At 65.7% G+C, this 22,947-nt stretch carries 20 protein-coding genes, 3 pseudogenes and 1 riboswitch; of the genes and pseudogenes, 12 read left to right on the top strand and 11 right to left on the bottom strand.

The window, feature by feature from the left end:
• Positions 1 to 30 precede the first annotated feature (30 nt).
• Complete coding sequence (locus tag NOF53_RS01945; RefSeq protein ID WP_255965277.1) at positions 31 to 1,101, bottom strand: ABC transporter substrate-binding protein; 1,071 nt, start codon at positions 1,099 to 1,101, stop codon at positions 31 to 33.
• A 282-nt stretch (positions 1,102 to 1,383) separates the two neighbouring features.
• On the opposite strand from NOF53_RS01945, the gene NOF53_RS01940 reads away from it, so the two are divergent.
• Positions 1,384 to 2,304, top strand: a complete 921-nt coding sequence (locus NOF53_RS01940) for a sigma-70 family RNA polymerase sigma factor (RefSeq protein ID WP_255965276.1) — start codon at positions 1,384 to 1,386, stop codon at positions 2,302 to 2,304.
• On the opposite strand, the gene NOF53_RS01935 is transcribed toward NOF53_RS01940, so the two are convergent.
• Positions 2,279 to 2,881 carry a carboxymuconolactone decarboxylase family protein gene (locus NOF53_RS01935; RefSeq protein WP_255965275.1) on the bottom strand — a complete coding sequence of 201 codons (603 nt, stop codon included), beginning with the start codon at positions 2,879 to 2,881 and terminating at the stop codon, positions 2,279 to 2,281. The genes NOF53_RS01940 and NOF53_RS01935 overlap by 26 nt on opposite strands.
• Positions 2,882 to 3,025: 144 nt before the next feature.
• On the opposite strand from NOF53_RS01935, the gene NOF53_RS01930 reads away from it, so the two are divergent.
• Positions 3,026 to 4,213, top strand: a complete 1,188-nt coding sequence (locus tag NOF53_RS01930) for a pyridoxal phosphate-dependent aminotransferase (RefSeq protein ID WP_255965426.1) — start codon at positions 3,026 to 3,028, stop codon at positions 4,211 to 4,213.
• Positions 4,210 to 5,241, top strand: a complete 1,032-nt coding sequence (locus NOF53_RS01925) for an AraC family transcriptional regulator (RefSeq protein ID WP_255965274.1) — start codon at positions 4,210 to 4,212, stop codon at positions 5,239 to 5,241. The genes NOF53_RS01930 and NOF53_RS01925 overlap by 4 nt, the downstream gene beginning before the upstream one ends.
• 16 nt (positions 5,242 to 5,257) lie before the next feature.
• Here the strand turns inward: NOF53_RS01925 and NOF53_RS01920 are convergent, their stop codons facing one another.
• Together NOF53_RS01920 and NOF53_RS01915 are read right to left on the bottom strand one after the other, a co-directional pair.
• Positions 5,258 to 5,683 carry a VOC family protein gene (locus NOF53_RS01920; RefSeq protein ID WP_255965273.1) on the bottom strand — a complete coding sequence of 142 codons (426 nt, stop codon included), beginning with the start codon at positions 5,681 to 5,683 and terminating at the stop codon, positions 5,258 to 5,260.
• Positions 5,684 to 5,749: 66 nt separating this feature from the next.
• Positions 5,750 to 6,397, bottom strand: a complete 648-nt coding sequence (locus NOF53_RS01915) for a LysE family translocator (protein WP_255965272.1) — start codon at positions 6,395 to 6,397, stop codon at positions 5,750 to 5,752.
• A gap of 241 nt (positions 6,398 to 6,638) precedes the next feature.
• Between NOF53_RS01915 and NOF53_RS01910 the strand changes: the two genes are divergently transcribed.
• Complete coding sequence (locus tag NOF53_RS01910) at positions 6,639 to 7,286, top strand: alpha-ketoglutarate-dependent dioxygenase AlkB (protein WP_255965271.1); 648 nt, start codon at positions 6,639 to 6,641, stop codon at positions 7,284 to 7,286.
• Here the strand turns inward: NOF53_RS01910 and NOF53_RS01905 are convergent, their stop codons facing one another.
• Positions 7,287 to 8,375 (bottom strand): 3-deoxy-7-phosphoheptulonate synthase, encoded by a 1,089-nt coding sequence (locus NOF53_RS01905; RefSeq protein ID WP_255965270.1) that lies wholly within the window; start codon positions 8,373 to 8,375, stop codon positions 7,287 to 7,289.
• A gap of 243 nt (positions 8,376 to 8,618) precedes the next feature.
• Here NOF53_RS01905 and NOF53_RS01900 point away from each other — a divergent pair.
• The 4 genes and pseudogenes from NOF53_RS01900 to NOF53_RS01885 form a co-directional block, all read left to right on the top strand.
• A pseudogene (locus NOF53_RS01900) lies at positions 8,619 to 8,807 on the top strand (GntT/GntP/DsdX family permease); the annotation flags it as partial.
• Between the two features lie 25 nt (positions 8,808 to 8,832).
• Positions 8,833 to 10,086 (top strand): CaiB/BaiF CoA transferase family protein, encoded by a 1,254-nt coding sequence (locus tag NOF53_RS01895; RefSeq protein ID WP_255965269.1) that lies wholly within the window; start codon positions 8,833 to 8,835, stop codon positions 10,084 to 10,086.
• Entirely contained in the window at positions 10,083 to 11,021 is a 939-nt protein-coding gene (locus NOF53_RS01890) for a hydroxymethylglutaryl-CoA lyase (RefSeq protein ID WP_255965268.1), read from the top strand. Before NOF53_RS01895 ends, NOF53_RS01890 begins: the two co-directional genes overlap by 4 nt.
• The gene (locus tag NOF53_RS01885; RefSeq protein WP_255965267.1) at positions 11,018 to 11,875 is read left to right on the top strand and encodes an NAD(P)-dependent oxidoreductase; all 858 of its coding nucleotides are present in this window, start codon (positions 11,018 to 11,020) and stop codon (positions 11,873 to 11,875) included. Before NOF53_RS01890 ends, NOF53_RS01885 begins: the two co-directional genes overlap by 4 nt.
• 20 nt (positions 11,876 to 11,895) lie before the next feature.
• On the opposite strand, the pseudogene NOF53_RS27655 reads toward NOF53_RS01885, so the two are convergent.
• Positions 11,896 to 12,682: pseudogene (locus NOF53_RS27655) on the bottom strand (IclR family transcriptional regulator).
• Positions 12,683 to 12,970: 288 nt separating this feature from the next.
• Here NOF53_RS27655 and NOF53_RS01875 point away from each other — a divergent pair.
• Positions 12,971 to 13,438 carry a DIP1984 family protein gene (locus NOF53_RS01875; RefSeq protein WP_255965265.1) on the top strand — a complete coding sequence of 156 codons (468 nt, stop codon included), beginning with the start codon at positions 12,971 to 12,973 and terminating at the stop codon, positions 13,436 to 13,438.
• 265 nt (positions 13,439 to 13,703) lie between these two features.
• Here NOF53_RS01875 and NOF53_RS01870 read toward each other — a convergent pair whose 3' ends face one another.
• Together NOF53_RS01870 and NOF53_RS01865 are read right to left on the bottom strand one after the other, a co-directional pair.
• The gene (locus NOF53_RS01870) at positions 13,704 to 16,124 is read right to left on the bottom strand and encodes an ATP-dependent Clp protease ATP-binding subunit (protein WP_255965264.1); all 2,421 of its coding nucleotides are present in this window, start codon (positions 16,122 to 16,124) and stop codon (positions 13,704 to 13,706) included.
• Positions 16,125 to 16,299: 175 nt separating this feature from the next.
• Positions 16,300 to 17,912, bottom strand: a pseudogene (locus NOF53_RS01865) (FAD-dependent monooxygenase).
• Positions 17,913 to 18,031: 119 nt separating this feature from the next.
• On the opposite strand from NOF53_RS01865, the gene NOF53_RS01860 reads away from it, so the two are divergent.
• On the top strand, positions 18,032 to 18,223 hold the full coding sequence (locus tag NOF53_RS01860; protein ID WP_255965263.1) for a hypothetical protein: 192 nt from the start codon (positions 18,032 to 18,034) through the stop codon (positions 18,221 to 18,223).
• Between the two features lie 12 nt (positions 18,224 to 18,235).
• Here the strand turns inward: NOF53_RS01860 and NOF53_RS01855 are convergent, their stop codons facing one another.
• The 3 genes from NOF53_RS01855 to NOF53_RS01845 form a co-directional block, all read right to left on the bottom strand.
• Positions 18,236 to 19,642, bottom strand: coding sequence for a CitMHS family transporter (locus tag NOF53_RS01855; RefSeq protein ID WP_255965262.1), 1,407 nt, complete (start codon positions 19,640 to 19,642; stop codon positions 18,236 to 18,238).
• Positions 19,643 to 19,750: 108 nt separating this feature from the next.
• The gene (locus NOF53_RS01850) at positions 19,751 to 21,049 is read right to left on the bottom strand and encodes an LLM class flavin-dependent oxidoreductase (protein ID WP_255965261.1); all 1,299 of its coding nucleotides are present in this window, start codon (positions 21,047 to 21,049) and stop codon (positions 19,751 to 19,753) included.
• Positions 21,049 to 21,813, bottom strand: a complete 765-nt coding sequence (locus tag NOF53_RS01845; RefSeq protein WP_255965260.1) for a 3-oxoacyl-ACP reductase — start codon at positions 21,811 to 21,813, stop codon at positions 21,049 to 21,051. Before NOF53_RS01845 ends, NOF53_RS01850 begins: the two co-directional genes overlap by 1 nt.
• A 48-nt stretch (positions 21,814 to 21,861) precedes the next feature.
• Positions 21,862 to 21,966: riboswitch (TPP riboswitch) on the bottom strand.
• Between the two features lie 82 nt (positions 21,967 to 22,048).
• Between NOF53_RS01845 and NOF53_RS01840 the strand changes: the two genes are divergently transcribed.
• Both NOF53_RS01840 and NOF53_RS01835 read left to right on the top strand, forming a co-directional pair.
• Complete coding sequence (locus tag NOF53_RS01840) at positions 22,049 to 22,507, top strand: MarR family winged helix-turn-helix transcriptional regulator (RefSeq protein WP_255965259.1); 459 nt, start codon at positions 22,049 to 22,051, stop codon at positions 22,505 to 22,507.
• Between the two features lie 4 nt (positions 22,508 to 22,511).
• Positions 22,512 to 22,934, top strand: coding sequence for an organic hydroperoxide resistance protein (locus NOF53_RS01835; protein ID WP_255965258.1), 423 nt, complete (start codon positions 22,512 to 22,514; stop codon positions 22,932 to 22,934).
• Positions 22,935 to 22,947: the final 13 nt, after the last annotated feature.

The raw sequence follows: 22,947 nt of genomic DNA, 5'->3' as shown, positions 1-22,947 counted from the left end.
AAACTTCTCCGTCAGTTCCGTTCGGTGTTGTCATTTCGTGGCCAGGGCCTGCCCGTCGGGACCGCTGTCCGCGTGGTACGTGCCATTGGCATACGGGTTGTACTCGTTCGTGTACACGTCGGCCGGTGTGAGCTTGCCGTCCTCGAGTTCACCGTTGCGCACGAGCCAGTCGGTCCACGTCTGAATTTCCTGGTCCGTGATCACTCCACCGGGGCCGGCGACACCGGGCGAGCGCCAGTAGTCGACGAGGTCGGTGTTCTCGTTGCGCCCGCGATTCGTGATGATGTCCTTGTACTTGGCGATCACCTGGTCGCGGGGTGTTGTCTGGGTCCAGCGGATCGCCCGAGCCGTGCCCTGCACGAAGTCGGCCACCGCCTCCTCGTTCTTGGCGATGAAGTCGTTGCGGAACAGCAGCGAGCCGTAAGTGAACGAACCGAAGATGGACTCGTCGGTGAACAGCGGGCGGATGCCGCCCTTTTCCACTGCCTTGTCCCGGAACACGCTCCCGAGCGTTCCGACGTCGACCTGCCCCTGCCGCAGTGCCTGTTCGGTGTTCACCGGCGGCACGACGGTGAGCTCGACCTGCTTGATCTCGTCCGGAGTGAGGCCTTCACGGGCCAGCCATTCACGGACCAGGAACTCGTGGTGCGCGCCGAGGGTGTTCATTCCGACCTTCTTGCCGATCAGGTCCCGGGCGGTGCGGATCGGGCTGTCCTCGAGCACGTAGTACCCGTTGAATGTCTCCTTGTCGGAGCCGTAATAGCCGATGACCGATGTGACGGGCGAATCTGCAGCGGCCAGCTTCAATACCGCACCGTTGAAGGCCCCACCGAAATCGGTCTGGCCGGTTGCGGCGTTCTGGATGCTCTGCGGCCCACTGGTGCTGTCGCCGATCCAGTTGAGTTCGACCTTCTGGTAGTAGCCGAGGTCGGCGGCAAGTTCCGAGAACGAGACCTGCCCGGTGGTTCCCTCGTAGCGCAGGACGGTCTTACCGTCGGCGGTCGTGACGGTCTTGTCGCTCGAGCAGGCGACGGCGAGGCTGGTGAAAGAAAGCAGGGCGGCCGTGACAGCCAGAGTCCGCGCAAGACGTGGACGAATCATCGAGATCTTCCTCAGGGTGATGCCCGCACACGGAAAAGGGCGGCGGGTCGGGTGGTGCGCGCACAGTTCGGCCCGGGACCGGAGGGGTCCCTGCCGGTCGCACAGTGCCTGCGAAAAGAAGGGTGCAGAAAAGCCAGGTCAGCTGCGACAGCTACAACACTGGAACATGGCAGGACTCCCTGACGTCGTGTGGTTGCCTCACAGTACGTCCGCTCCCCCCACCAGGGTCAACGGTTATACACACCACGGATTTTATGTCTGGATCGGACGTACGATGTCGGCATGCCGTCAGCGACGCTGGTAGACGAATTCGAGACTCACCGGCGGCATCTGTTGTCGGTCGCCTATCGGCTGACCGGAAGTGTCAGCGATGCTGAGGATGCCGTCCAGGAGTCGTGGCTGCGACTGGACGAAGAGAACTCAACGGGTATCCGGGACCTCCGAAGCTGGCTGACCACCGTGGTGGGCAGAATCTGCCTCGACCGGTTGCGGTCGGCCGCAGTGCGGCGGGAACACTATGTCGGGCAGTGGCTTCCAGAGCCTATCGTCACCGGGTTGGCACCGTCGGCGGAGCCGGATCCACTCGAAGCTGTGGTGCAGGAGGAAGACAACCGACTGGCAGCTCTGATCGTGCTCGACACACTCACTCCACAGCAACGTGTCGCCTTCGTTCTCCACGACGGTTTCGGGGTGCCTTTCGACGAGGTGGCAGACCTGCTCGGAATCGCGGTTCCGGCCGCGCGGCAGCTCGCGTCCCGCGCCCGTAAAGCCGCCGCCGCAACCACTCCCGCGGTGCCGGACGAGGAACATTCGCGTGCGGTGCAGCGACTTCTCGAAGCCCTCGCCTCGGGTGACATCGATGCGGTGGTCTCGGCTCTGCACCCCGGCGCCCTCGTCATCGGCGACGCCAACGGCACGACGAGCACCGCCGTCAACGTCATCCGCGGAGCGGACAGGTTCGCACGTTTCTACCTCGGTCTCATCCGAAAGTACGGCGCCGCCGCCTTCACCACCATGCAGCCGGTCCTGGTCAACGGCCAGCTCGGTTTCTTCAGCTCCGGGATCGCCGCCGACGGGACCCACCGCAGCTCGCCTCCGCGAGTGGGTGGGTTCACCGTCCGGAACGGACTCGTCTACGCCGCGTACGACATCGCGAATCCGGAGAAGCTCGTCGGGATCAGACTCCCGAACCGTCCTTCGTGACCCCGGCGTCGTCCGAGGCCCACGGCACCCGGCACGAATCGGTGCTGAAGCCCTGCTCGGTGATGCCCAGAGCCGAATACATCCGGGCGCGCATGTTCTCGATCCCGATCTGATACGACAGTTCGACGACGCCGTCCCTGCCGAAACGGCGTTCGAGGTCGGCCACCTGTTCGTCCGTGACGGTGGTGGGTGTTGCGGTCATCGCGTCGGCATAGGCGATGGCCGCACGTTCGTCCTCGCTGTACGCCGGTGAGTCGGCGTAGTTGCCGATGTCTTCGAGCCTCGCCGTGTCCAGCCCGTCGAGGCGTTGCAGCATGGTGCCGAAGTCCACACACCACGAGCAGCCGATCGTCCACGCGACGCGGTACACGGCCACCTCGCGGACATTCGCGGGAAGAACGGTCGAAGCCTTCTGCACCGCCATCTCGTGGCGCGCCGACGCGACGAAGAGTTTGCGGTGATGGGCGAGCACGGCGAACGGCTCGGGGACCTCGTCGAATTTGTGGGCAGCAAATTTGTACGCGACCTTGACCAACGGGCTCGCGTCCGCCGGGGCCACTGCGGGAATGCGGGGCATTGTGTCCTCCATCGTCACCGGGCGCCCTTCGCGCGCCGTCTACAGAGAAGACGAGACAGCCCCACAGAACGTGACACGGCCGTGTGCAGGGTTCTGTGCCACACCGACTACGCTGCAGTAATGCCCGAAACGCCGCGCAATCGCCTGTCGGCTTCGCCGCGTAATCGAACCGTCTCGCGCCTGCGGCCGTTCGCGTCCACCATCTTTGCCGAGATGACCGCACTTGCGGTGGAACACGATGCCATCAACCTCGGCCAGGGCTTCCCAGACACCGACGGGCCGGTGTCGATGCTCGACACCGCGCGTCAGGCCATCGCGGACGGCCTCAATCAGTACCCACCCGGCCCCGGGATGCCCGTGCTCCGGCACGCTGTAGCGGCCGACCGCCTGGCCCGATACGGGCTCGACCACGACCCCGATTCGGAGGTGCTGGTCACCGTCGGCGCCACGGAGGCGATCAGCGCGGCGATCCTCGGCCTCGTGGAGCCGGGTGAAGAGGTACTGCTGATCGAGCCGTACTACGACTCGTATGCGGCCTCGGTCGCGCTGGCGGGCGCGGTGCGCCGGACGGTGCCGCTCGTACGTTCCGGGGAGAGCTTTGCCGTCGACCTCGACGGACTCCGCGATGCGGTCACGAGCAAGACCCGGATGCTCGTGCTCAACACTCCGCACAATCCGACGGGCACGGTGTTCACGCGCGAGGAGCTCGAGGCCATCGCTCGCCTGGCCTGCGCGCACGACCTGCTGGTTCTCAGCGACGAGGTCTACGAGCACCTGGTCTTCGACGGCCGAACCCACACCGCCATCGCCACCCTGCCCGGCATGTACGAACGGACCGTCAGCGTGTCGAGTGCCGCCAAGACGTTCAACGTCACCGGGTGGAAGATCGGCTGGGCATGCGGCCCCGCAGAACTGATCGACGCGGTGCGCACCGCCAAGCAGTACATGTCGTTCGTGGGTGGAGGCCCGTTCCAGCCTGCGGTGGCCCATGCGTTGACGCACGAACAACAGTGGGTGAGACGACTACGTGACAGCCTGCAAACGAAGAGGGACGTTCTTTACGACGCTCTCGTCGCGGCCGGCCTCGAGGTTCGCTCCGGCGGGGGCACCTATTACCTCTGTGCCGACATCACTGGGATCGGCGAGCACGACGGCATCGAGTTCTGCCGCAACCTCCCCGCGCGCATCGGTGTCGCCGGTGTACCGGTCAGTGTGTTCACGGACCACCCCACTAAGTGGAAACCCTTGGTCCGCTTCGCCTTCTGCAAACAGGACCAGGTGCTCGATGAGGCTGCACGGCGACTGCGGGCGCTCGGAAAGCCTGGATCGTGACTGTCCGCACCATTCCCGCCGACTTCGTCCGGCGGTCACTGGAACTGTCGGCACGCAGTGGGGTCGACCTCTCCCCTGCACTGTCGGTCGCAGGAATTACGACGGCATCGCTGCAGGACCCACTGACCCGGCTGACACCGACCCAGGTCACCGCGTTCACGCAAGCGGTCTGGCAGATCACCGGCGACGAACTGTTCGGTCTCGGACCGGCTCCCGTGCCGCGCGGCACGTTTCGACTCGTGTGTCTGGCGTTGATCCACACCGCGGACCTGTCTGCCGCGCTCGAGCGGATGGCGGACATTCTCCGCGCACTGCCATCACTTCCCGCTCTCCACATTGCCCCCGGTAACCATGGCGGAACCCGAATTACGATCGATATTCGTCCCGGGGTGACGGTGCAGTCGGCCGAGGACCCGCAACTCTCGCTCGAGGCGGCGCGCGTCACCACCGACTTCCTCCTGATCCTCTTGCACCGCTTCGCGGCGTGGCTGGTGGGTAAGCGCGTGCGTTTGCTCGCGGTCGACATGCCGTATCCCGCGCCGCTTCCGCGCCTGGCCGAGAACTACGACCACATCTTCGGCGTTCCCGTCACCTTCGACTCTGCTATTCCCGCAATCGAATTCGACAACGCGGTGATGAAACTGCCGATCATTCAGACCGAGGAGACGCTGGAGGAATATCTCCGCGAGTCGCCGACGCTGTTGATGTCCGAGCGTGACTACGACAGCACGGCTTCGTCGCAGGTACGACGCGTCCTGGAACTGGGCATGAAGGGACGGACGTCCACCGCCGAGGACATCGCGGAGATGCTGTCGGTCAGCGTGCCCCACCTACGGCGACTACTCCGGCAGGAAGGCACCTCGCTCAATCAACTCCGCGAGGAAGTTCTGCGTGACGCCGCAGTCGCGGGGCTCCGACGCGGTGAGACGGTGGACGACCTGTCCGCTCGCCTGGGATTTTCCGAGCCCAGTGCGTTCCGGCGCGCCTTCAAGCGGTGGACCGGCACCACTCCCAGCACGTATCGCTGAGCTAGGGCACATCCCGTCAGGCGAGGCAGAACTCATTGCCCTCCGGATCGGCCATGGTGATCCACTCGCTCGGGCCCTGGCGTCCGCGGTGCAGCACCTTCGCCCCCGACCCCTCGAGCTTCTCGGCGAGATCTTCCCGTCCGTCTCCCACCCGCAGGTCGAGGTGCAGACGGTTCTTCACCGTCTTCGACTCGGGAACGAGCTGGAACAACACCCGGGGCCGCTCCGAATGTTCCGGATCTCGAATCGCGGCGCCCTCCCGCCAGACGAGAACACCTTCGAAGATCATCGTGTCGGATTCTTTCGCATGACCGGCCTGCACCAGACCGCGAATGAACTCCTCGTCGCTCGGCTCCACCTCCCAGCCCAGCGTCTGTGCCCACCACTTGGCGAGGCTGTGCGGGTTCTCCGAGTCGACTGTGACCTGAACTTCGTATCCCATTTTTCGACGGTATAGCAGGCCACCGACACGTCGAGGCGAGGTGCACCCGACGATCACCCGACAGGATCAGACCACTGCGGGGCGTCCCCGATCCAACGCGAGATGTACCGCGAGACCGCCCAGCACACTGCCCATCACGAATTTCTCAGCGCGCAGCCACAGTGGCCTCCCGGAGAGGAACCCGACGATAGATCCTGCCAGACAAACGATTACGGCGTTGACGACCAAGGCGACGGTAATTTGAACACTGCCCAGCAGCAAGCTCTGCGACCACACCGGGCCGGAGTCGGAGTCAACGAACTGGGGAATCATCGCCAAATACATCACCGCGATCTTCGGGTTGAGCAGATTCGTCGTGAGGCCCATCGCGAAAAGGCGGGCCGACGAATCCCGCGGCAGGCTCCGGCTCGACGCGAACGGCGTACTTCCCCCAGGTCGAAGTGCCTGCCACGCCAGCCAGCCGAGGTAGCACGCCCCCGCCAGTTTGAGGGCCGTATACGCCGCCGGAATCGCCGAGAATACCGCCGAAATTCCCAGCGTCGCTGCTGTCAGATAACACAGAAACCCGAGCGCGACTCCACCCAGTGAGATCAAACCCGCTGCTCGGCCCTGAGTGATGCTGCGCGAGAGCAGGTACAGCATGTTGGGTCCCGGTGTGAGAACCATTCCGAGCGCAATCGCCGCCACCCCGAGTACTGCCGTCGAATCGATCATGGCCGTGACGATCCCACCAGCGCCACTCGCCGTCACGGTCCAGTCCTGCCTCGGTGGACTGGAGGACGCGCACTATCCCAGCAGGCCTTCCCACAGACGCACCACTTCTCCGCAGAAGCACCGCTTTCAGGGCCCCAAAAGAAGTGCGCGCACCGAAACAGGGTGCATCTGAGCGCGGCTGCGATCACGCCGCTGGAAAATCGGGTGAACATACGTTCGAATCTCGAGGTAGCATGGCGGCATGACTTCCGCGGATGCGCGGTATGCGCTCCAGGCCTCACTGTTCGACGACGCAACGGGCGGCGTCGAACTCGGCGAGCTCGGCCCGACGGTGCAGCGTCGCACACTCACGGTCGGTGCGTGGGTCGACGTGCGGCCGGGCTGGATGACGGGCTCCGAAGAGCTGTTCACCACGCTCGCCGATTCCGTCCCCTGGCGTGCCGAGCGGAGGCAGATGTACGACCGGGTGGTCGACGTACCCCGCCTCGTCCGCTTCTACGGTGAGAACGAGTCGCTTCCCGATCCGCTTCTCGTCGCTGCGCGCGAGGCCCTGAGCACGCATTACCAGCCCGAGATGGGTGAGAGGTTCGTGACATCGGGTCTCTGCTTCTACCGGGACGGCTCCGACAGCGTGGCCTGGCACGGAGACGACACCGGGCGCAGCCGCACCGAGGACACTTTGGTGGCCATCCTCTCCCTCGGCACCGCGCGACCGCTCCTGCTGCGGCCGCGCGGCGGCGGGCCTTCGATCCGGTACTCACTCGGACACGGCGACCTTCTGGTGATGGGCGGTTCTTGCCAGCGCACGTGGGAACACTGCGTACCGAAGAGCAGCCGCCTGCTCGGACCGCGGATCAGCGTGCAGTTCCGCACGAGAGGCGTGCGGTGATCACTTCCGACGTGCGGCAACTGCCTGGGAGAGGCGGTCCAGCTGTGCCGCCGTCGTGTTCCAGTCGATGCACGCGTCGGTGATGGACTGCCCGTACGTGAGGTCCTCAGCCTTTCCGAGTGTGAGGTCCTGACGGCCGGCTTCGATGAAGCTCTCCACCATCACACCGACGATCCCCTTCTCGCCCTCCTCGAGCCGGGCTGCGATGTCGTTCAGCACATCGACCTGCTTCTCGTGGTTTTTACTGCTGTTGCCGTGGCTCGCATCGATGACGACCCGCTCGGGCAAACCCGACTTCCGCAACCGAGCGAGCGTGTCGGACACCGTCTCGGAGTCGTAGTTCGGGCCGTCGGATCCCCCGCGCAGAATCACATGGCAGTCGGGGTTACCCATTGTCCGAATCAGAGCGGCCTGACCGTCGAGGTCCGTGCCCGGGAACACGTGGCTCGCCGCAGCGGCCCTCGTTCCATCGACCGCTACCTGCACGTCACCCTCCGTAGAATTCTTGATACCCACCGGCATCGAGAGTGCGCTGCACAGCTGCCGATGCACCTGGCTGGCGGCAGTGCGCGCACCGATCGCGCCGTAGGTGACGAGGTCGGCGATGTACTGCGGCATGATCGGGTCGAGGAACTCGCAGCCGACCGGGAGACCCAGGGAGGACACGTCGAGCAGCAGCTTGCGACCCATGCGGATCCCGGTGTCGATGTCGAACGTGCCGTCCAGGTGCGGGTCGTTGAGCAGACCCTTCCAGCCGAGTGTGGTGCGCGGCTTCTCGAAGTAGACCCGCATCACGATGTGCAGGTCGTCGCGCAATTCCTCGGCCTTCGCGGCGAGCCGGCGGGCGTAGTCCATGGCGGCATCCGGATCGTGCACCGAGCACGGGCCGACCACGACGAGCAGTCGATCGTCCTCGCCGTTCAGCACGTTCACTGTGTCGGCGCGACCCGTACGCACCGTCGCGGCCGCGACATCGTCGGGCGCGAATTCACGGCGCACGAGAGAGGGCGCCACCAGGGGGCTGATGCTCACCGTGCGCTGGTCGTCCAGGCGATCAGTTCTGGGCGTGGTGTCGAGAGTGACAGTCATGGGTTGAGGTTCCTGTTCTCAGGCCGACCCTCGAAGACTGTGCAAATTCCCGCGAGCCGGTCTGTAATCCGGCTCTGGGGTGGACGTGATCAGCGCGTGGTTGCACCGACCGACCCACCCGGGGCCGGCCTGCTAAACCAGAAATACACGCGCTGCATGGCCACCACAGTAGCGGCTGCCCCCGATCGGCGCCACACCTACCCCAGGCCCCTGACAATTGTCACGGTGCGATCGTGACGGACCGTCGTCATCGCCCTCGCGGCCGGCGCCGGCTCCCTGTTCGCGGTGCACGTCACCAGCAACACCTTCTGGCTGCTGCAATCCTTGATGGGTCAGACCACACGAGGCACGCTGAAGACGTGTTCGGTGGGAGTATCGGTGGCATCGGTCGTCGCAATACTGCTCATCCTGCCCATGAGCCTCGTTCTCTGAGCGTCACTATCAGTTAAGGATCACCATGTTCTCCGACAACACCATTCGGCCACTCGACGGAGTGCGGGTACTCGAGCTGGGTAACTACATCGCCGCGCCGACCGCGGGCCGGATGCTCGCCGACTTCGGAGCCGAGGTCATCAAGGTGGAGCGCCCGAAGACCGGCGACGAACTGCGCAACTGGCGGCTCTACTCCGGCGACACCTCGATGCTGTACCGCACAATCAACCGCAACAAGAAGTCGATCGTGCTGGACCTGCGCACCGAGGAAGGCAGGCAGCTCGTCTTGGACCTCGCCGCCAAGTGCGACATCTTGCTGGAGAACTTCCGGCCCGGCACCCTGGAGAAGTGGGGCATCGGACCGGACGCGTTGAACGCGGCCAATCCGGACCTGGTGATCACCCGAATCTCCGCGTTCGGGCAGACCGGGCCGATGTCGCAGCAGCCGGGGTTCGCCGCGGTCGCTGAGGCCGCGGGCGGATTCCGTGAACTCGTCGGCGACCCGGACCGGCCACCGGTGCGGGTGGGGGTGTCGATCGGCGACTCGATCGCCGGCCTCTACGCGGCGTTCGGGGCGGTGATGGCCCTGTTCCAGCGCGAGGCCGCGAAGGTCGCCGGAACGCCGGGCCCGTCCCTGCCTCATCGGATCATCGATGTCGCGCTCAACGAATCGATCCTGTCGATGATGGAGTCGCTGATCCCCGACTACCTCGCGTACGGCATCAAACGCGAACGCGTCGGCGGCAGGATGGAGGGCATCGCCCCGTCGAACGCGTACATCTGCAACGACGGCAACAGCATCATCATCGCGGGCAACGGCGACGCCATCTTCCAGCGCTACATGGACACCATCGGCCGCCCCGACCTCGGCGCCGACCCCGACCTGTCCACCAACGCCGGCCGGTGGGCGCGCCGCGACGAACTCGACACGGCGATCGGTGAATGGACGATCCAGTACTCGCGCGACGAGGCGCTGAAGATCCTCGACACCGCCGGGGTGCCGTCGGGTCCGATCAACACCGCCGCCGACATCTGCAGCGACGAGCAGTACGCGGCCCGCAACATGATTCAGCAGTTCACCGTCGACATCGGTGAGGCCGAGCCGAAGCAGGTCGGGTTCCCCGGCATCGTCCCGGTGATCGGCGGCAAGTCGCTGCCCATCCGCAACGTCGGACCGGACCTCGGCGAGCACACCCGGGAGGTCCTCGAAACGGTGCTCGGCAAGACCCCGGAACAGATCGACTCCATCGTCAACGACACGGTAGGTGGCCTCTCATGACACAGTCCTTCGAATCACGCACCCTGCTCCGCGACGTCACCCTGCGTGACGGATTGCAGTTGACGGGCAAGATGCTGCCGACCGCCCGGAAGCTCGAGATCGCCCGGCGGCTCCTCGAACTCGGTGTTCCCGCGCTCGAGATCGGGTCGATGGCCCGCCCCGACCTCGTACCGCCGATGGCGAACACCGTCGAGGTGATCTCGGAACTGACCCCGGAGGAACTCGATCGCTGCTGGGTGTGGGTGGCGACGCCCCGGCACGTGGAGAAGGCCGCCGCCGCCGGCGCACGACATTTCCAGTACTGCTTCTCGGCCTCCGATTCCCACAACCAGGCGAACATCGGACGCTCCACCGAGGACAGCCTCGCCGCGATGCCCGCCGCGATCGAACTCGCCCAGCAGGTCGGCGGCAGCATCCAGCTGTGCATCGCGACGTCGTTCACCTGCCCGTTCGAGGGCCGGGTGCCCGAGCAGCGGGTCATCGACATCGCCAACGACCCGCGCGCCCACGGCGCCGTCGACGTCGTCGTCTGCGACACCCTCGGCCAGGCCGTCCCCGCCGAGGTGTACTCGCTCGTCTCCCGGGTCCGGCTCGAAACCCCGCAGCGCGGCATCGTCTTCCACGGTCACGACACCTGGGGTCTCGGGGTCGCGAACAGCCTCGCCGCGGTCGCGGCAGGCGCGATGACCGTCGACGGCGCCCTCGGCGGACTCGGCGGCTGCCCGTTCGCACCCGGCGCCAGCGGCAACACCGCCAGCGAGGACCTGCTGTTCGCCACCCGCCCGGACTGGCTGAACCCCACCACGTTCGGATCCTTCGTCGAACTGTCCGAGAAGACTCTCGCCGAACTCGGCGAAGCCAACCGGTCCAAGGCCGCGCAAGGCGCACGCTCCAATGCCACCGCGTTCGAGTGGGTCATCGGCGGCGGCCGATGAACCGCGCCCGGTTCTACGTCACCACCCCGATCCCCGAACCCGCTCTCACGCTGCTGCGCGGCGCGGGCAGCGTCGACGTTCCCGACGAGCTTCCGGACGCGGCCCGGCTGCGGGAGGTCTGCGTGTCCGGCGACTACGACGTGGTGGTGTCCCAGCTTCGCGACACGTTCGACGCCGATCTCCTGGCCGCCGCGAAGATCCGTGGTATTTCCAACTACGCGGTCGGGTTCAACAACGTCGACATCGGGGCGGCGACCGCGAACTCGATACTGGTCGGCAACACACCCGGTGTGCTCACCGACGCCACCGCCGACGTCGCGATGCTGCTGATCATGGCCACCGCGAAACGGGCACTGGCCTACGGGATGCAGGTGCTGTTCTGCCCGCGCCCGCCCGGTGACCGGCCGGTGCCGGACGAGGAACTCGGCGAATTCGCCGGACTCGTCACCCACACCGATTGGGACACCCTCGTCACCACCAGCGACTACCTGTCGCTGCACGTGCCCCTCAACGCACAGACCCGCCACCTGGTCGATGCGGGCGTGCTGGCGGCGATGAAGCCCTCCGCGATCCTGATCAACACGGCCCGCGGTCCCGTCGTCGACGAAACCGCCCTCGTCGCCGCCCTGAAATCCGGGGAGATCGCCGGGGCCGGGCTGGACGTCTACGAGGACGAACCCGCGCTCGCCCCGGGGCTCGCGGAACTGTCGAACACGGTCCTGCTCCCCCACCTCGGCAGCGCCACGGTGTCGGTGCGCGCCGAGATGGCGAGGCTGTGCGCCGAGAACGCCGTGGCCATGGCGCAGAACCGGATTCCCCCGCATCCGGTGAACCCGGAAGCCTGGAACTCATGACCGTCCTGATCGCCCACCACTCATGACGGGTAGCGGCCACCCAGCGTACGGGTGACCTGCTCGGCGCTGCCGACGAGCAGATCCACCCACTTCTCGCACTGTTCACGTGGCATGCGCAGTGTCGGCCCACTGATCGCCAGAGCACCGATCACGTCGGCGGACGAATCGAACACGGGCGCAGCCAATCCCGAGGCGCTGTCCTCCCGCTCCCCCGCGGTGATGGCGTACGCGTCGGCCCGGGCCTGGTGGATCAGTTCGCGCAGCACCGCGGTGTCGGTGACGGTGCCCTCGGTCATCGGCTCGATGGGGCCTGCGAGGACCTGTTCGGTGAGGTCCGGGTTCCAGGCGAGCAACACCCGGCCCGCCGATCCCGCGGGCAGGGGGGACGATCTTTCCGACGTACATGTTCCGTCGCAGCGCGTGCTCGGTCTCCGCGATGGCCACGCACACGCGGTAACCCTGCTCGACCCGGAAGAAGCTGGCGGTCTCGCCGGTGGCGTCGCGGATCTCCTTCAGCACCGGCGTGACGACAGCGAGTACGTCGAGTCCCTTGGTGGACGTCGCGGCCCAGAACGCCGTTTTCACGCCGATCCGGATCTGGTCGCCGGTCCGGTCGAGGAATTCCTGCGCCACGAGGTTGCTGACCAGCCGTTGGACCGTCGACGTCGGCAGACCCGTCGCCTGCTGGATCTCGCCCAGCGTCATCGACGGACGCGACAGGCTGAAGGCATCGAGGATCTCCGTGATCTTGCTCAGCACCAGCAACGGTTGGTGCTTGGAGGTCAATTCGCCGTCTTCCGCTCGCATGCCCTCGACGATAGTCGCCCCCACCAGCGCGTGAGTGCCGAAAAATCGATGGTCGCCTCGGGCGCGCGGATGTGGTACCTATTGAAGATGCTCGAATTCGACTCGACGAAAGGCGCATGAGCGCCCACCGAGATATCCCTCCGACACAACGGTTCGGGGAATTCACCCGCGCGTTCGACGCGCTTCGATCGCTCCCTTCGCGATGCCGCGACCCGTCCGACCCCAGACGGGCACTTCGTAGTCACCTATTTTCGATGCCCTACAACGACTTCGAGAAAGGAGGTACACATGAAGTTGGCTGAGGCACTGGCCGAACGTGGCGATCTGATGCGCCGGGTGGAACACCTGAAGTCGCGCATTCTCGCGAATGCACGACATCAAGAGGGCGAGTCGCCGGCAGAGGACGCCGCAGCCCTCCTCGTCGAACTCGAGGAGGTCCTGGACCGCTTGGAGGTTCTCGTCCGAAGGATCAACCGGACGAATACCTCTGCGCCCCTGGGCGATGCGAGCATCACGGACGCGCTGGCCCGCCGGGACATGCTGCGGATCCGGCACCGGGTGGTGTCCGCCGCCGCGGATGCCGCATCCGGACGTGAGCAGGACCGATACGGCAGGCAACTCCGCTCCGAACTCGTCTTCGTCGCGGCGTTGCCCGTCCGGGATCTCCGACGGACGGCAGACGATCTCGCCCGGCAGATCCGGGAAGTCGATCTGCAAGTGCAGAAGGAGAATTGGGAAGTCGAGCTACTCGACTGAACCAAGCTGGGTGGTAGGTAACCGTTCCGGAGGCGAGCACGCACCGCGGTCGGCGGCAATCCGGCCACTTCTCCTGCGCGGAGGGCAGCGCACCCCGGGCACACACCCGGATCACACTGCAGCCCTGCACACCGCACAGGTGACGGTGCACGAGGCACAACTCATCACCGGGTGCTGATCCGAGACGGCGAGGGCGGGCAAGGGGCTACCCACACACGTGAGTGGCAGAGCGTGCCGAAGCACGCCCTGCCACTCACGTCGGGGATCAGCCGACTACGAGGTCCAACTCGTCGTCGGACACTCCGACTGCGATGCTGCCACCCGCGACGAGGACGTCGTCGAGTAGCAGATCGGCGATCCGATCGTCGACGGCCCGCTGGATCGACCGGCGCAACGGACGCGCCCCGAACTCGGGCTGGTGTCCGTGCTCGGCAATCCAGTCGACCGCGGCCTCGCTGAACGAGATCTCGATACCCTTGGACTGCAGTCGCTTCCGGCTGTCGTCCAGCAGCAGGTCGGTGATCCGGTGCAGTTGCTCGGTGTCGAGCTTGCGGAAGATCACGATCTCGTCGATCCGGTTGAGGAACTCCGGCCGCATCGACTCGCGCAGCCGGCCCATCACCCGGTCCCGCAGCGGCTTCTCCGACGCCTCCGCGTCACCGGTGCTGAAGCCCAGTCCGCCCGACTTGCTGGAGATGATGTCGGACCCCAGGTTGCTGGTCATGATCAGAACGGTGTTCTTGAAATCCACCGTCCGGCCCTGACCGTCCGTGAGCCGACCGTCGTCGAGCACCTGCAGCAGCGTGTTGAACACGTCGGGGTGCGCCTTCTCGATCTCGTCGAGCAGGATCACCGAGTACGGGTTCCGGCGGACCTGCTCGGTGAGCTGTCCCGCCTCCCCGTATCCGACGTAGCCGGGAGGAGCACCGACGAGCCGGCTGACCGTGTGCCGTTCACCGAACTCGCTCATGTCGAGCCGCAGCATTTTGTTCTCGTCACCGAACAGCGTGGCGGCCAGCGCCTTCGCGAGTTCGGTCTTGCCCACTCCGGTCGGTCCGAGGAACAGGAAGCTGCCGACGGGACGGTCGGGATCGTTCATGCCGGTTCGGCTACGGCGCACCGCCCGGGCGATGGCCCGTACGGCGTCGTCCTGACCGATGACCCGCCGGTGCAGTTCGTCTTCGAGCCGGCGGAGACGTTCCTTCTCCTCCTGTGTCATCTGGCTGGCGGGAATGCCCGTCGACCGCGCCACGACGTCGGCGATCTGCTCGGCCGTCACGTCAGGCGTAATGTCCGACGCGTCGGCCTTGCCGCCGATGCGGGCTTGCAGCTTCGTGATCTGATCACGCAATCCCGATGCTTTCTCGTATTGTTCGCCGGCAACGGCCTGGTTCTTGGCCTCTTCGAGTTCCTCCACCTGCTTCCGGAGGGCCTCCACGTCGACACTCGGCATGCGTAGGCGCAACCGGGCCCCGGCCTGGTCGATCAGGTCGATCGCCTTGTCGGGCAGGAAGCGGTCACCGATGTACCGGGCGGACAGCTCGACGGCGGCGGTGATGGCCTCATCGGTGTAGCGCACGCCGTGGTGCTCTTCGTACCGGTCACGGAGACCGGACAGGATCGCCACTGCGTCCTCGATGCTGGGCTCCGCCACCGTGACAGGCTGGAATCGGCGTTCGAGCGCCGGATCCTTCTCGATGTGCTTGCGGTACTCATCGAGTGTGGTGGCGCCGACGATGTGCAGTTCGCCGCGGGCGAGCTTCGGCTTGAGGATGTTTCCGGCATCCATCGCACCCTCGGCTCCGCCACCGGCCCCGGCAATGGTGTGAACCTCGTCGATGAAGACGATCAGCTCGTCCTTGTGTGCGGCGATCTCGTCGATCACCTTGGTAAGGCGTTCCTCGAAGTCGCCGCGGTACCGGGTTCCGGACACCATGCTCGACAGGTCGAGCTGCACGATGCGCTTACCGGTGAGGCGGTCGGGCACGTCGCCGTCGACGATCCGCTGGGCCAGGCCTTCGACGATCGCCGTCTTGCCCACTCCGGCCTCACCGACGAGGACGGGGTTGTTCTTGGTGCGCCGAGACAGGATCTCGATGGTCTGTTCGATCTCGTCGGCCCGGCCGATCACCGGGTCGACGCCGCCGCCTCGGGCGCGCTCGGTGAGATCGAGACCGTACTTGTCGAGGGTAGGGGTGTCGGTGTCCAGGGCCTGCTCGACCGATCCACCTTGGATGGCGGTCTGCAGTCGTTCCGGGGTGATGCCCTCGGACGCGAGCAGGCGGCCGGCGGCGTGGTCCTGATCTGCGGCGAGCGCGAGGAACAGGTGCTCCGGATCGATGTAGGTGGAACCGAGCGCGCGGGCAAGCTGATGTGCCTCGAGCAGCGCGGTCTTGAGCGCACCGCTCAACGAGGGCACGGCGAACCCGGACGAGTTCCGGCCCTGCGGAAGACGCAGTTCGACGGCGTCCGACACGGCAGACGCGTCGGCGCCCGCACGTTGCATCAGCGTCTTGGTCGGGTCTTGCTCGGCCATGACACGAAGAACGTGCAGTGCATCGAGTTCGGAGTCACCGCGACCGGCCGCGAAACGCGCGGACGCTGCCATGAGTTCCTGGGTGGAGCGGCTCATGAGACGGCTGATGTCGATGCGACCAGGGCCCTCCGGCCCGAAGAATGCTGGCATTCCGAAGCCTCCTGTAGGAAGTTGAGCGTTACTCACTCAACTAACGTGCCAGTGCTCCGATCAATTCCCGGAGCGAGGGGGCGTTCACTGTGACGGCCGTCATACCGGTGGGGCATCAGCTGCCCGTCGGGACTCCCTACAACACCGAACAGCTGTCCGGTCTTCCCCGGCCGGCTCAGCGAAAGGTCGATTTCAGGTGTTCGGCGAGACCCTCGATCGAGACGGGCGCCATCCGGAAACCCAGATAGCCGTCAGGCCGGACGACATATGCCGCGCAGTTCTCCGCGCCGTACGCCGCCGCGAATTCGTGGGCGGCGTCCCGCAAGAGCGGAAGGATCGTTTCGCCGACATCGGCACCCGGGTGTGCGATCAGGTAGGTGTCGAGGAAGCCGTGGGCCGCCGTCGTCGCGGACGATGCAGCGGCCTCGAGGACGGCCAGACCACGCGCGTCGACCGAAGCGTCGGCGTACAGGAGCAGTGTGTGCTGCTTGCGTCCGAGTAGGGTGAACAGCCGGATCGGAAAGGCAACGGCAGCGCGGGTCAACCCACGCGCGTCGGGTGCTCGCTCACCGGGCCGCAGCGCAGGAGTGCCCTCGGCCCGGGACACGAGCGGGCTGTCGAAGTAGTCGATGAGCAGTTGCGCTTCGCGGCGCATCACCACTTCGGGGTCCGAAGATCCGGCGCCGATCCCTTCCCGCGCGCTGCGGATTGTGCGACCCACGACCTCCTCCCCGACCGGCCGCCGTTCGGCGTCATAGCTGTCCGTCAAGTCAGGGGCTGCGACTCCGGACACTGCAAGCGCAAGCTTCCACGCCAGGTTGTGGGCGTCCTGGATGCCGGTATTCATTCCCTGGGCGCCGGTGGGCGGATGGATGTGGGCGGCGTCGCCGGCAACGAACACACGACCCCGTCCGTAGGAGTCGACGATGCGGTGACTGATTCGGAATACCGAGGACCACCGAAGATTCGAGGCTGTGGTCGGTTCGGGAGCCAGCCTGTCGAGTACGGCTTGAATGTGCCCCAGCTGCGGTTTCGGCCCCACCTCGAATCCGTGCTGGATCTTGTCTGCGGGCTGGGCGCTGGTGTTCGAGAGTTCCGCGGGCACGAGCATCGACATCCGGTACCGATGACGACCGGGCAACGGAATGCACACGAGAAGGTCGTCGGGTCCGTCCTCCGTCCGGTGAACCGACCGCACTCCGTAACCACTCGGAAGCGACCAATCCACTTCGACGTCACCCAGCATGTACTGCTCGGCGAACGCGCCGCCCTCGAACGTGAGACCGAGACCCTTGCGCACCACACTGTGGGCGCCGTCGCATCCGATGAGGTACTGCGTCCGGATGGTGTCGCCGCCGTTGCCAGTCACCGTAGCGACCACGCCATTTTCGTCCTGCTCGAACGACACCAGGCCGATTCCGCGTTCGACCGTGGTGCCCAGGGACGCCAGGTGCTCGGCGAGAATGCGTTCGGTCTCGTACTGGGGGAGTCCGATGAATCCGTACGGCACATCGGCGGGCAATGCCAACTCCATGCGCCCGACCTCGACTCCGTCGACGTAGAGGATCTGTCCCCGGAATTGGATCGCCGCGTCGAGTATCCCCCGAGCAAGCCCATGCTTTCGAACACCTCGAGGGTGCGGGGTTGGATTCCCACCGCCTTCGCGTACTGCGGCGGCTCGTAGAGCGGATCTATGATGCGGCAGGAGATGCCGCGCCTGCGCAGCTCGATTGCCGCGGCGAGTCCTACTGGACCCGCTCCGGCCACCAACACTTCGGGATCGCCCACGAAGGCACCGCCTCACCAGGAGGGATCAACTTTCGATCAGTATGCCTGCCCGCCGGCGAAATCGGTGGCAGACGAGCTCGGAGTTTTTGAACGTGCGGCCGTGTGGGTAACCGTCGGATATGACGCACAAGGACACCGAGAAGCATGAGAACACATCCGGCCCGGCGACGAGCAGTACGGACAGCGGCAAGTCGGGTGCTCACACAGACGTGGTGTCCGATCCCGCGGAGGACGACAAGGGTTCGGGGGCGGATTGGAGCGGCGAAGGTGGCGCGACCCCGGAGGGGCCGGCCACCGACACGGAAGACTGACCGCCGCGACGATCACCAGGGAATCTGACCGACCACAACCCCGACCACCAGCATGGTCAGCGACACCAGCGCGGCGCGCCACAGCACCTTCTTGTGGTGGTCGGCCAGGGACACCCCGGCCAGGGTGACGAGCAGCAGGATAGCCGGGACCAATGGGCTCTGCATGTGGAAGGTTTGTCCGGTGATCGAGGCGCGCGCCATCTCGACCGGCTCGATGCCGTAGGTGGCTGCGGTTTCGGCGAGCACGGGCATCACACCGAAGTAGAAGGCGTCGTTGCTCATGAAGAACGTGAAGGGCAGGCTCAGGACGCCGGTGATGACAGCGAGGTGCGGTCCGAGCGATGGCGGGATGATCTCGAGTAACCACTGCGCCATGGCTTCGACCATGCCGGTGCCCTGGAAGACGCCCGTGAGCACGGCCGCGGCGAACACCATCGCCACTACCGAGACGATGCTCGACGAGTGCCGGGTGATGGCTTCCTGCTGTTCCTTGACGCGCGGGAAGTTCACCATCAATGCGATCGATGCCGCCACCATGAAGAGCACCGGGATGGGCAGGACGTCCATCACGAGAACGGCCAGCAAACCCACACTCAGAGCAGCGTTGAACCACAACAGTTTCGGTCGCAGGGTCGGCCGCTCGGGGTCCAGCCCATCGACGAATCCGTCGAGACCGTCGTCCGACCCGGAGTCACCGGAACCGCCACCGGGCGCGTGGCCACTGTCACCGCCACTGCCGCCGGAACCCACCCCGGTCCGGGCGGAGCCCGCGCCGACGAGCAGGCGCTCGGACGTCAGAACCAGGGTGCCGATGCGTCGTCGTTCGGAGTAGCCGAGCTGCACGGCGAAGAGCAGCACGATGACGAGTCCGGCAACGAGCGACGGGATCATCGGCACGAAGACGTCGGACGGGGAGATTCCGAGTGCCGCAGCAGCTCGGACGGTCGGCCCACCCCACGGAATGATGTTCATTGCACCGTTGGCCAGTCCCGCGACGACGGTGAGAACGACAGGGCTCACCTTCAATTTCAGGTACAGCGGCAGCAACGCAGAGGTGACGATGATGAACGTCGTCGACCCGTCACCGTCCAGCGACACCACCATGGCCAAGACCGCGGTTCCGACGACCAGCCGCATGGGATCGTTGCGGACGAGCCGCAGAATCACCTTCACCAGCGGATCGAAGAGCCCGACGTCGATCATGATCCCGAAGAAGATGATCGCGAAGAACAGCAATGCCGCAGTGGGTGCCAGCGCTTTGATCCCGTCGGTGATCATGTCGCCGATACCGAGACCCGCCCCGGCCGCGATACCGAAAGCGACCGGGACCGCAATCAACCCGACCACTGGGGTGGCCCGTTTCGACATGATCAAGAACATGAATACGGCCACCATCAGAAAGCCGAGTGCTACCAGCATTGCCACTCCTCGTCCGCACTTCGAAAGCCGCAGTGTGATCGCGACAACAGCAAGTGTTGATCGAGCGGGCGCTCACAGTCACTGTTACGGACGTAGAGAAGGTTGTGTTCATTGTGGTGGCGACGACAGATGCTCCCGCAGCGTTGCGGTCTCGTACTCCGTCCGGAACAGCCCACGCTTCTGCAGTACGGGAACAACCTCGTCGACGAACTCGGTCAGAGAGTCCGGATACATCGGCGGCATCAGGTTGAAGCCGTCGGCGCCGTCGGCGTGGAACCACCGTTCGATGTCGTCCGCGATCGACTCCGGGGTGCCGATCATCGTGCAGTGCCCACCGCCGGCGGCCAGGGTGCCCAGCAGCGCGCGGACAGTCGGCCGATCCTTCTCGATGATGCGCAGAATGGTGTCGTAGCGGCCCTGCGGTCCGGTAAATTCCGACAGCGGGGGCAGAGCGGGAACGGGCGCGTCCAGTTCCCACGTGCTGCAGTCCTGGTGTGTGAACAGGGACAGTTGCGCGATCGACTGCTCGACGGGCAGCAGCGCATCGAGTTCGGCCTTCTTCCGGTACGCCTCCTCGGTGGTCGATCCGACGTAGGTGACAAGACCGGGCATCACTGTCACGGCGTCGGCGTCGCGGCCCGCGGCCCGGATACGCCGCTTGACGTCTCCGTAATAGCTCTGAGCGGACTCGAGGTCGTAGGCAACGGCATAGATTCCTTCGGCGCAGCGGGCGGCCAGGTCGCGTCCCTGCTCGGAGGCACCGGCCTGGAACAGCACGGGACGTCCCTGCGGCGACCGCGGCACGGTCAGCGGGCCGTCCACCAGAAAATGCTTGCCACGGTGATGGATCGGTGCGATCTTCGCCGGGTCGGCGAACACCCCGTCCCGCTCGAGGACCAGCGCGTCCGCATCCCACGAATCCCAGAGTGCGAGAGCCACATCCACGAACTCGGCGGCGCGCGAGTAGCGCTCGTCGTGCGGTGGCATTTCCTCGAGTCCGTGGTTGCGGGCCTCCGCGTCGAACATGGAGGTCACGACGTTCCACCCCGCTCGGCCGCCACTGATGTGGTCGAGTGACGCCAGCATCCGGGCGGCATGGAACGGCGTGTAGAAGGTGCTGGACACGGTGGTGACCAAACCGATTCGCTCCGTCGCCCGGGCCATTGCGGACAACGCCGTCAGCGGTTCGAGGAACCACATCCCCCCGGCGGCAGGATCGCGTACCGAATGCCCGTCTGCGAAGAAGACCGCGTCGAGGCAGCCGCGTTCTGCGGTCTGCGCCAACTCTTCGTAATAGGTGATGTCGGCAAGCCGTTCCACCTGCGACGCCGGATGCCGCCAGGCCGCGCCGTGATGTCCGCACGCGAACAGAAACGCGTTGAGGTGCAGTTGCTTACGTGATGTCATCAGTCTTTGACCAATCCCCCGTCGACGACGAGATTCTGGCCGGTCACCGAACGCGACCACGGGGACGCGAAGAACAGCACCGCATCGGCGAACTCCTCCGGCGTGGTGACGCGTTGCAGGGGTGTGCTCGCCGCGATGAGATCGAACACCTCGTCCGGAGTGGCGGCGCTCGCATCCGTGGTGCGCAGCAACCCGCCCGACACCATGTTCACCGTGATGCCGTCGGCGCCCAGATCGGCGGCGAGCGTGCGGGTCAGTGACAGTGCTGCAGCCTTGGCCGCCGTGTAATCGTGGTAGGGAACCACGGGGTTCTGGAACAGGTTGGTGCCGATGTTGACGATGCGGCCGAAACCGAGCGAGCGCATGCCCGGTAGCGCGGCCTGCGTGGTGTTCAGGGTGGCCTTGACGCTCCCCCGCAGCTGCGCGTCGAAGGCGTCCCATGCGATGGCGTCGGCCTTGTCGCGGGCGTCGCCGTTGAAGGAGAAATCGGCGAGCGCGTTGTTGACGACCGTGGTGAGCGGTGAGCCGAAGTGGTCAGCCGCCGCGGCGAACAGGGCGTCCACCTGGTCGCGGTCTGTGACATCGGCCTCGAGCGCGATGGCCTGCCCGTCACCCAACCCCGCCGCAAGGTTTTCGGCCGCGTCCCGGCTACGACGATAGTTCACCACCACCCGCGCACCTTGCTCCGCGAACGAGCGCACGATGGCGGAACCGAGGCCCCGTCCACCCCCGGTCACGAGAACGATCTGCTTGTCGATCTGCATTGCACGCCTTTCGTCCGGCCGCGAGAAACGCCGGACGACCGCATGCAGCAGCGGTCGGCGCGACATCCCTTCGCTAGCACTACCTAGTTCAGGTTCGACGGGTGTGTTCTCAGCCGCCCAACCTTCCGCCGGGCAGCACCCCGTGTCACTGGCGACAGTCTAAGCGCTCCCGCAAACAGGAAAAGCGGTGCACGTCCTTATTGCGGGCAATTAAGTTGTGTGCAATCATTCTGTCGTGACCAACGCTCTCGCCCTCGACCACCAGGTGTGCTTCGCTCTCTACTCGGCTTCCCGAGCCATGACAGCCACCTACCGGTCGATGCTCGAGAAGTTGGGCGTGACGTACCCGCAATACCTGGTTCTCTTGGTGCTGTGGGAACGGGACGGCCGCGGCGTTCGCGACATCTGCGACGCCCTGGATCTCGATACCGGCACCGTGTCACCACTACTCAAGAGGCTCGAATCGCTCGGGTTGGTCGAGCGTCGTCGCGACTCGGCCGACGAGCGGCGGGTCGGTATCCACCTCACCGAGGCCGGGGACGAGCTTCGGCATTCTGCCGTCGGCATTCCGGCCGCACTGGCGCGCTCGACGGGTATGGATGTCGACGAACTCGTAGCCCTCCGGGACACCTTGAGTCGTCTCACCGAATCGCTACACCAGTACACCGCCACCGAACCCACGAAAAGGAAGTAATCCTGTGCAGATTCTCTACACCGCAGAAGCCCTCGCCACCGGAGAAGGCCGCAACGGCCACGCCCGCACCTCGGACGGCCGACTCGACTTCGACCTCGCCATCCCGGTCGAGATGGGTGGATCGGGCAATGGCACCAACCCCGAGCAGTTGTTCGCCGCAGGCTACGCCGCGTGCTTCCACTCCGCCCTGCAGCTGGTGGCCCGCCAAGCCAAGGCCGACGTCACCGACTCGGCGGTCGGTGCACGCGTCGGAATCGGCTCGGCAGACGGCGGCGGTTTCGGTCTCGCGGTCACCCTCGAGGTCTCGCTTCCCCATCTCTCTCGGGACGAGGCCCTCGACCTGACGGAGAAGGCACACCAGGTCTGCCCGTATTCCAACGCGACTCGGGGAAACGTCGAGGTTACCCTCGAAGTCACCGAGGACTAGACCTCCCGGCGGG

The sequence above is a fragment of the Rhodococcus tibetensis genome, from assembly GCF_024438035.1.
In the GTDB taxonomy this organism is placed as follows: domain Bacteria; phylum Actinomycetota; class Actinomycetes; order Mycobacteriales; family Mycobacteriaceae; genus Rhodococcus_F; species Rhodococcus_F tibetensis.
Note: the sequence above shows the minus strand (reverse complement) of the source record. Positions and strands in the feature narration are given on the sequence as shown.

Excerpts from the sequence above, each read along its gene's own strand:
- NOF53_RS01945 (WP_255965277.1), bottom strand. The coding sequence starts at position 1,101 with ATGATTCGTCCACGTCTTGCGCGGACTCTGGCTGTCACGGCCGCCCTG.
- NOF53_RS01940 (WP_255965276.1), top strand. The coding sequence starts at position 1,384 with ATGCCGTCAGCGACGCTGGTAGACGAATTCGAGACTCACCGGCGGCAT.
- NOF53_RS01935 (WP_255965275.1), bottom strand. The coding sequence starts at position 2,881 with ATGCCCCGCATTCCCGCAGTGGCCCCGGCGGACGCGAGCCCGTTGGTC.
- NOF53_RS01920 (WP_255965273.1), bottom strand. The coding sequence starts at position 5,683 with ATGGGATACGAAGTTCAGGTCACAGTCGACTCGGAGAACCCGCACAGC.
- NOF53_RS01915 (WP_255965272.1), bottom strand. The coding sequence starts at position 6,397 with ATGATCGATTCGACGGCAGTACTCGGGGTGGCGGCGATTGCGCTCGGA.
- NOF53_RS01910 (WP_255965271.1), top strand. The coding sequence starts at position 6,639 with ATGACTTCCGCGGATGCGCGGTATGCGCTCCAGGCCTCACTGTTCGAC.
- NOF53_RS01905 (WP_255965270.1), bottom strand. The coding sequence starts at position 8,375 with ATGACTGTCACTCTCGACACCACGCCCAGAACTGATCGCCTGGACGAC.
- NOF53_RS01895 (WP_255965269.1), top strand. The coding sequence starts at position 8,833 with ATGTTCTCCGACAACACCATTCGGCCACTCGACGGAGTGCGGGTACTC.
- NOF53_RS01890 (WP_255965268.1), top strand. The coding sequence starts at position 10,083 with ATGACACAGTCCTTCGAATCACGCACCCTGCTCCGCGACGTCACCCTG.
- NOF53_RS01885 (WP_255965267.1), top strand. The coding sequence starts at position 11,018 with ATGAACCGCGCCCGGTTCTACGTCACCACCCCGATCCCCGAACCCGCT.
- NOF53_RS01875 (WP_255965265.1), top strand. The coding sequence starts at position 12,971 with ATGAAGTTGGCTGAGGCACTGGCCGAACGTGGCGATCTGATGCGCCGG.
- NOF53_RS01870 (WP_255965264.1), bottom strand. The coding sequence starts at position 16,124 with ATGCCAGCATTCTTCGGGCCGGAGGGCCCTGGTCGCATCGACATCAGC.
- NOF53_RS01860 (WP_255965263.1), top strand. The coding sequence starts at position 18,032 with ATGACGCACAAGGACACCGAGAAGCATGAGAACACATCCGGCCCGGCG.
- NOF53_RS01855 (WP_255965262.1), bottom strand. The coding sequence starts at position 19,642 with ATGCTGGTAGCACTCGGCTTTCTGATGGTGGCCGTATTCATGTTCTTG.
- NOF53_RS01850 (WP_255965261.1), bottom strand. The coding sequence starts at position 21,049 with ATGACATCACGTAAGCAACTGCACCTCAACGCGTTTCTGTTCGCGTGC.
- NOF53_RS01845 (WP_255965260.1), bottom strand. The coding sequence starts at position 21,813 with ATGCAGATCGACAAGCAGATCGTTCTCGTGACCGGGGGTGGACGGGGC.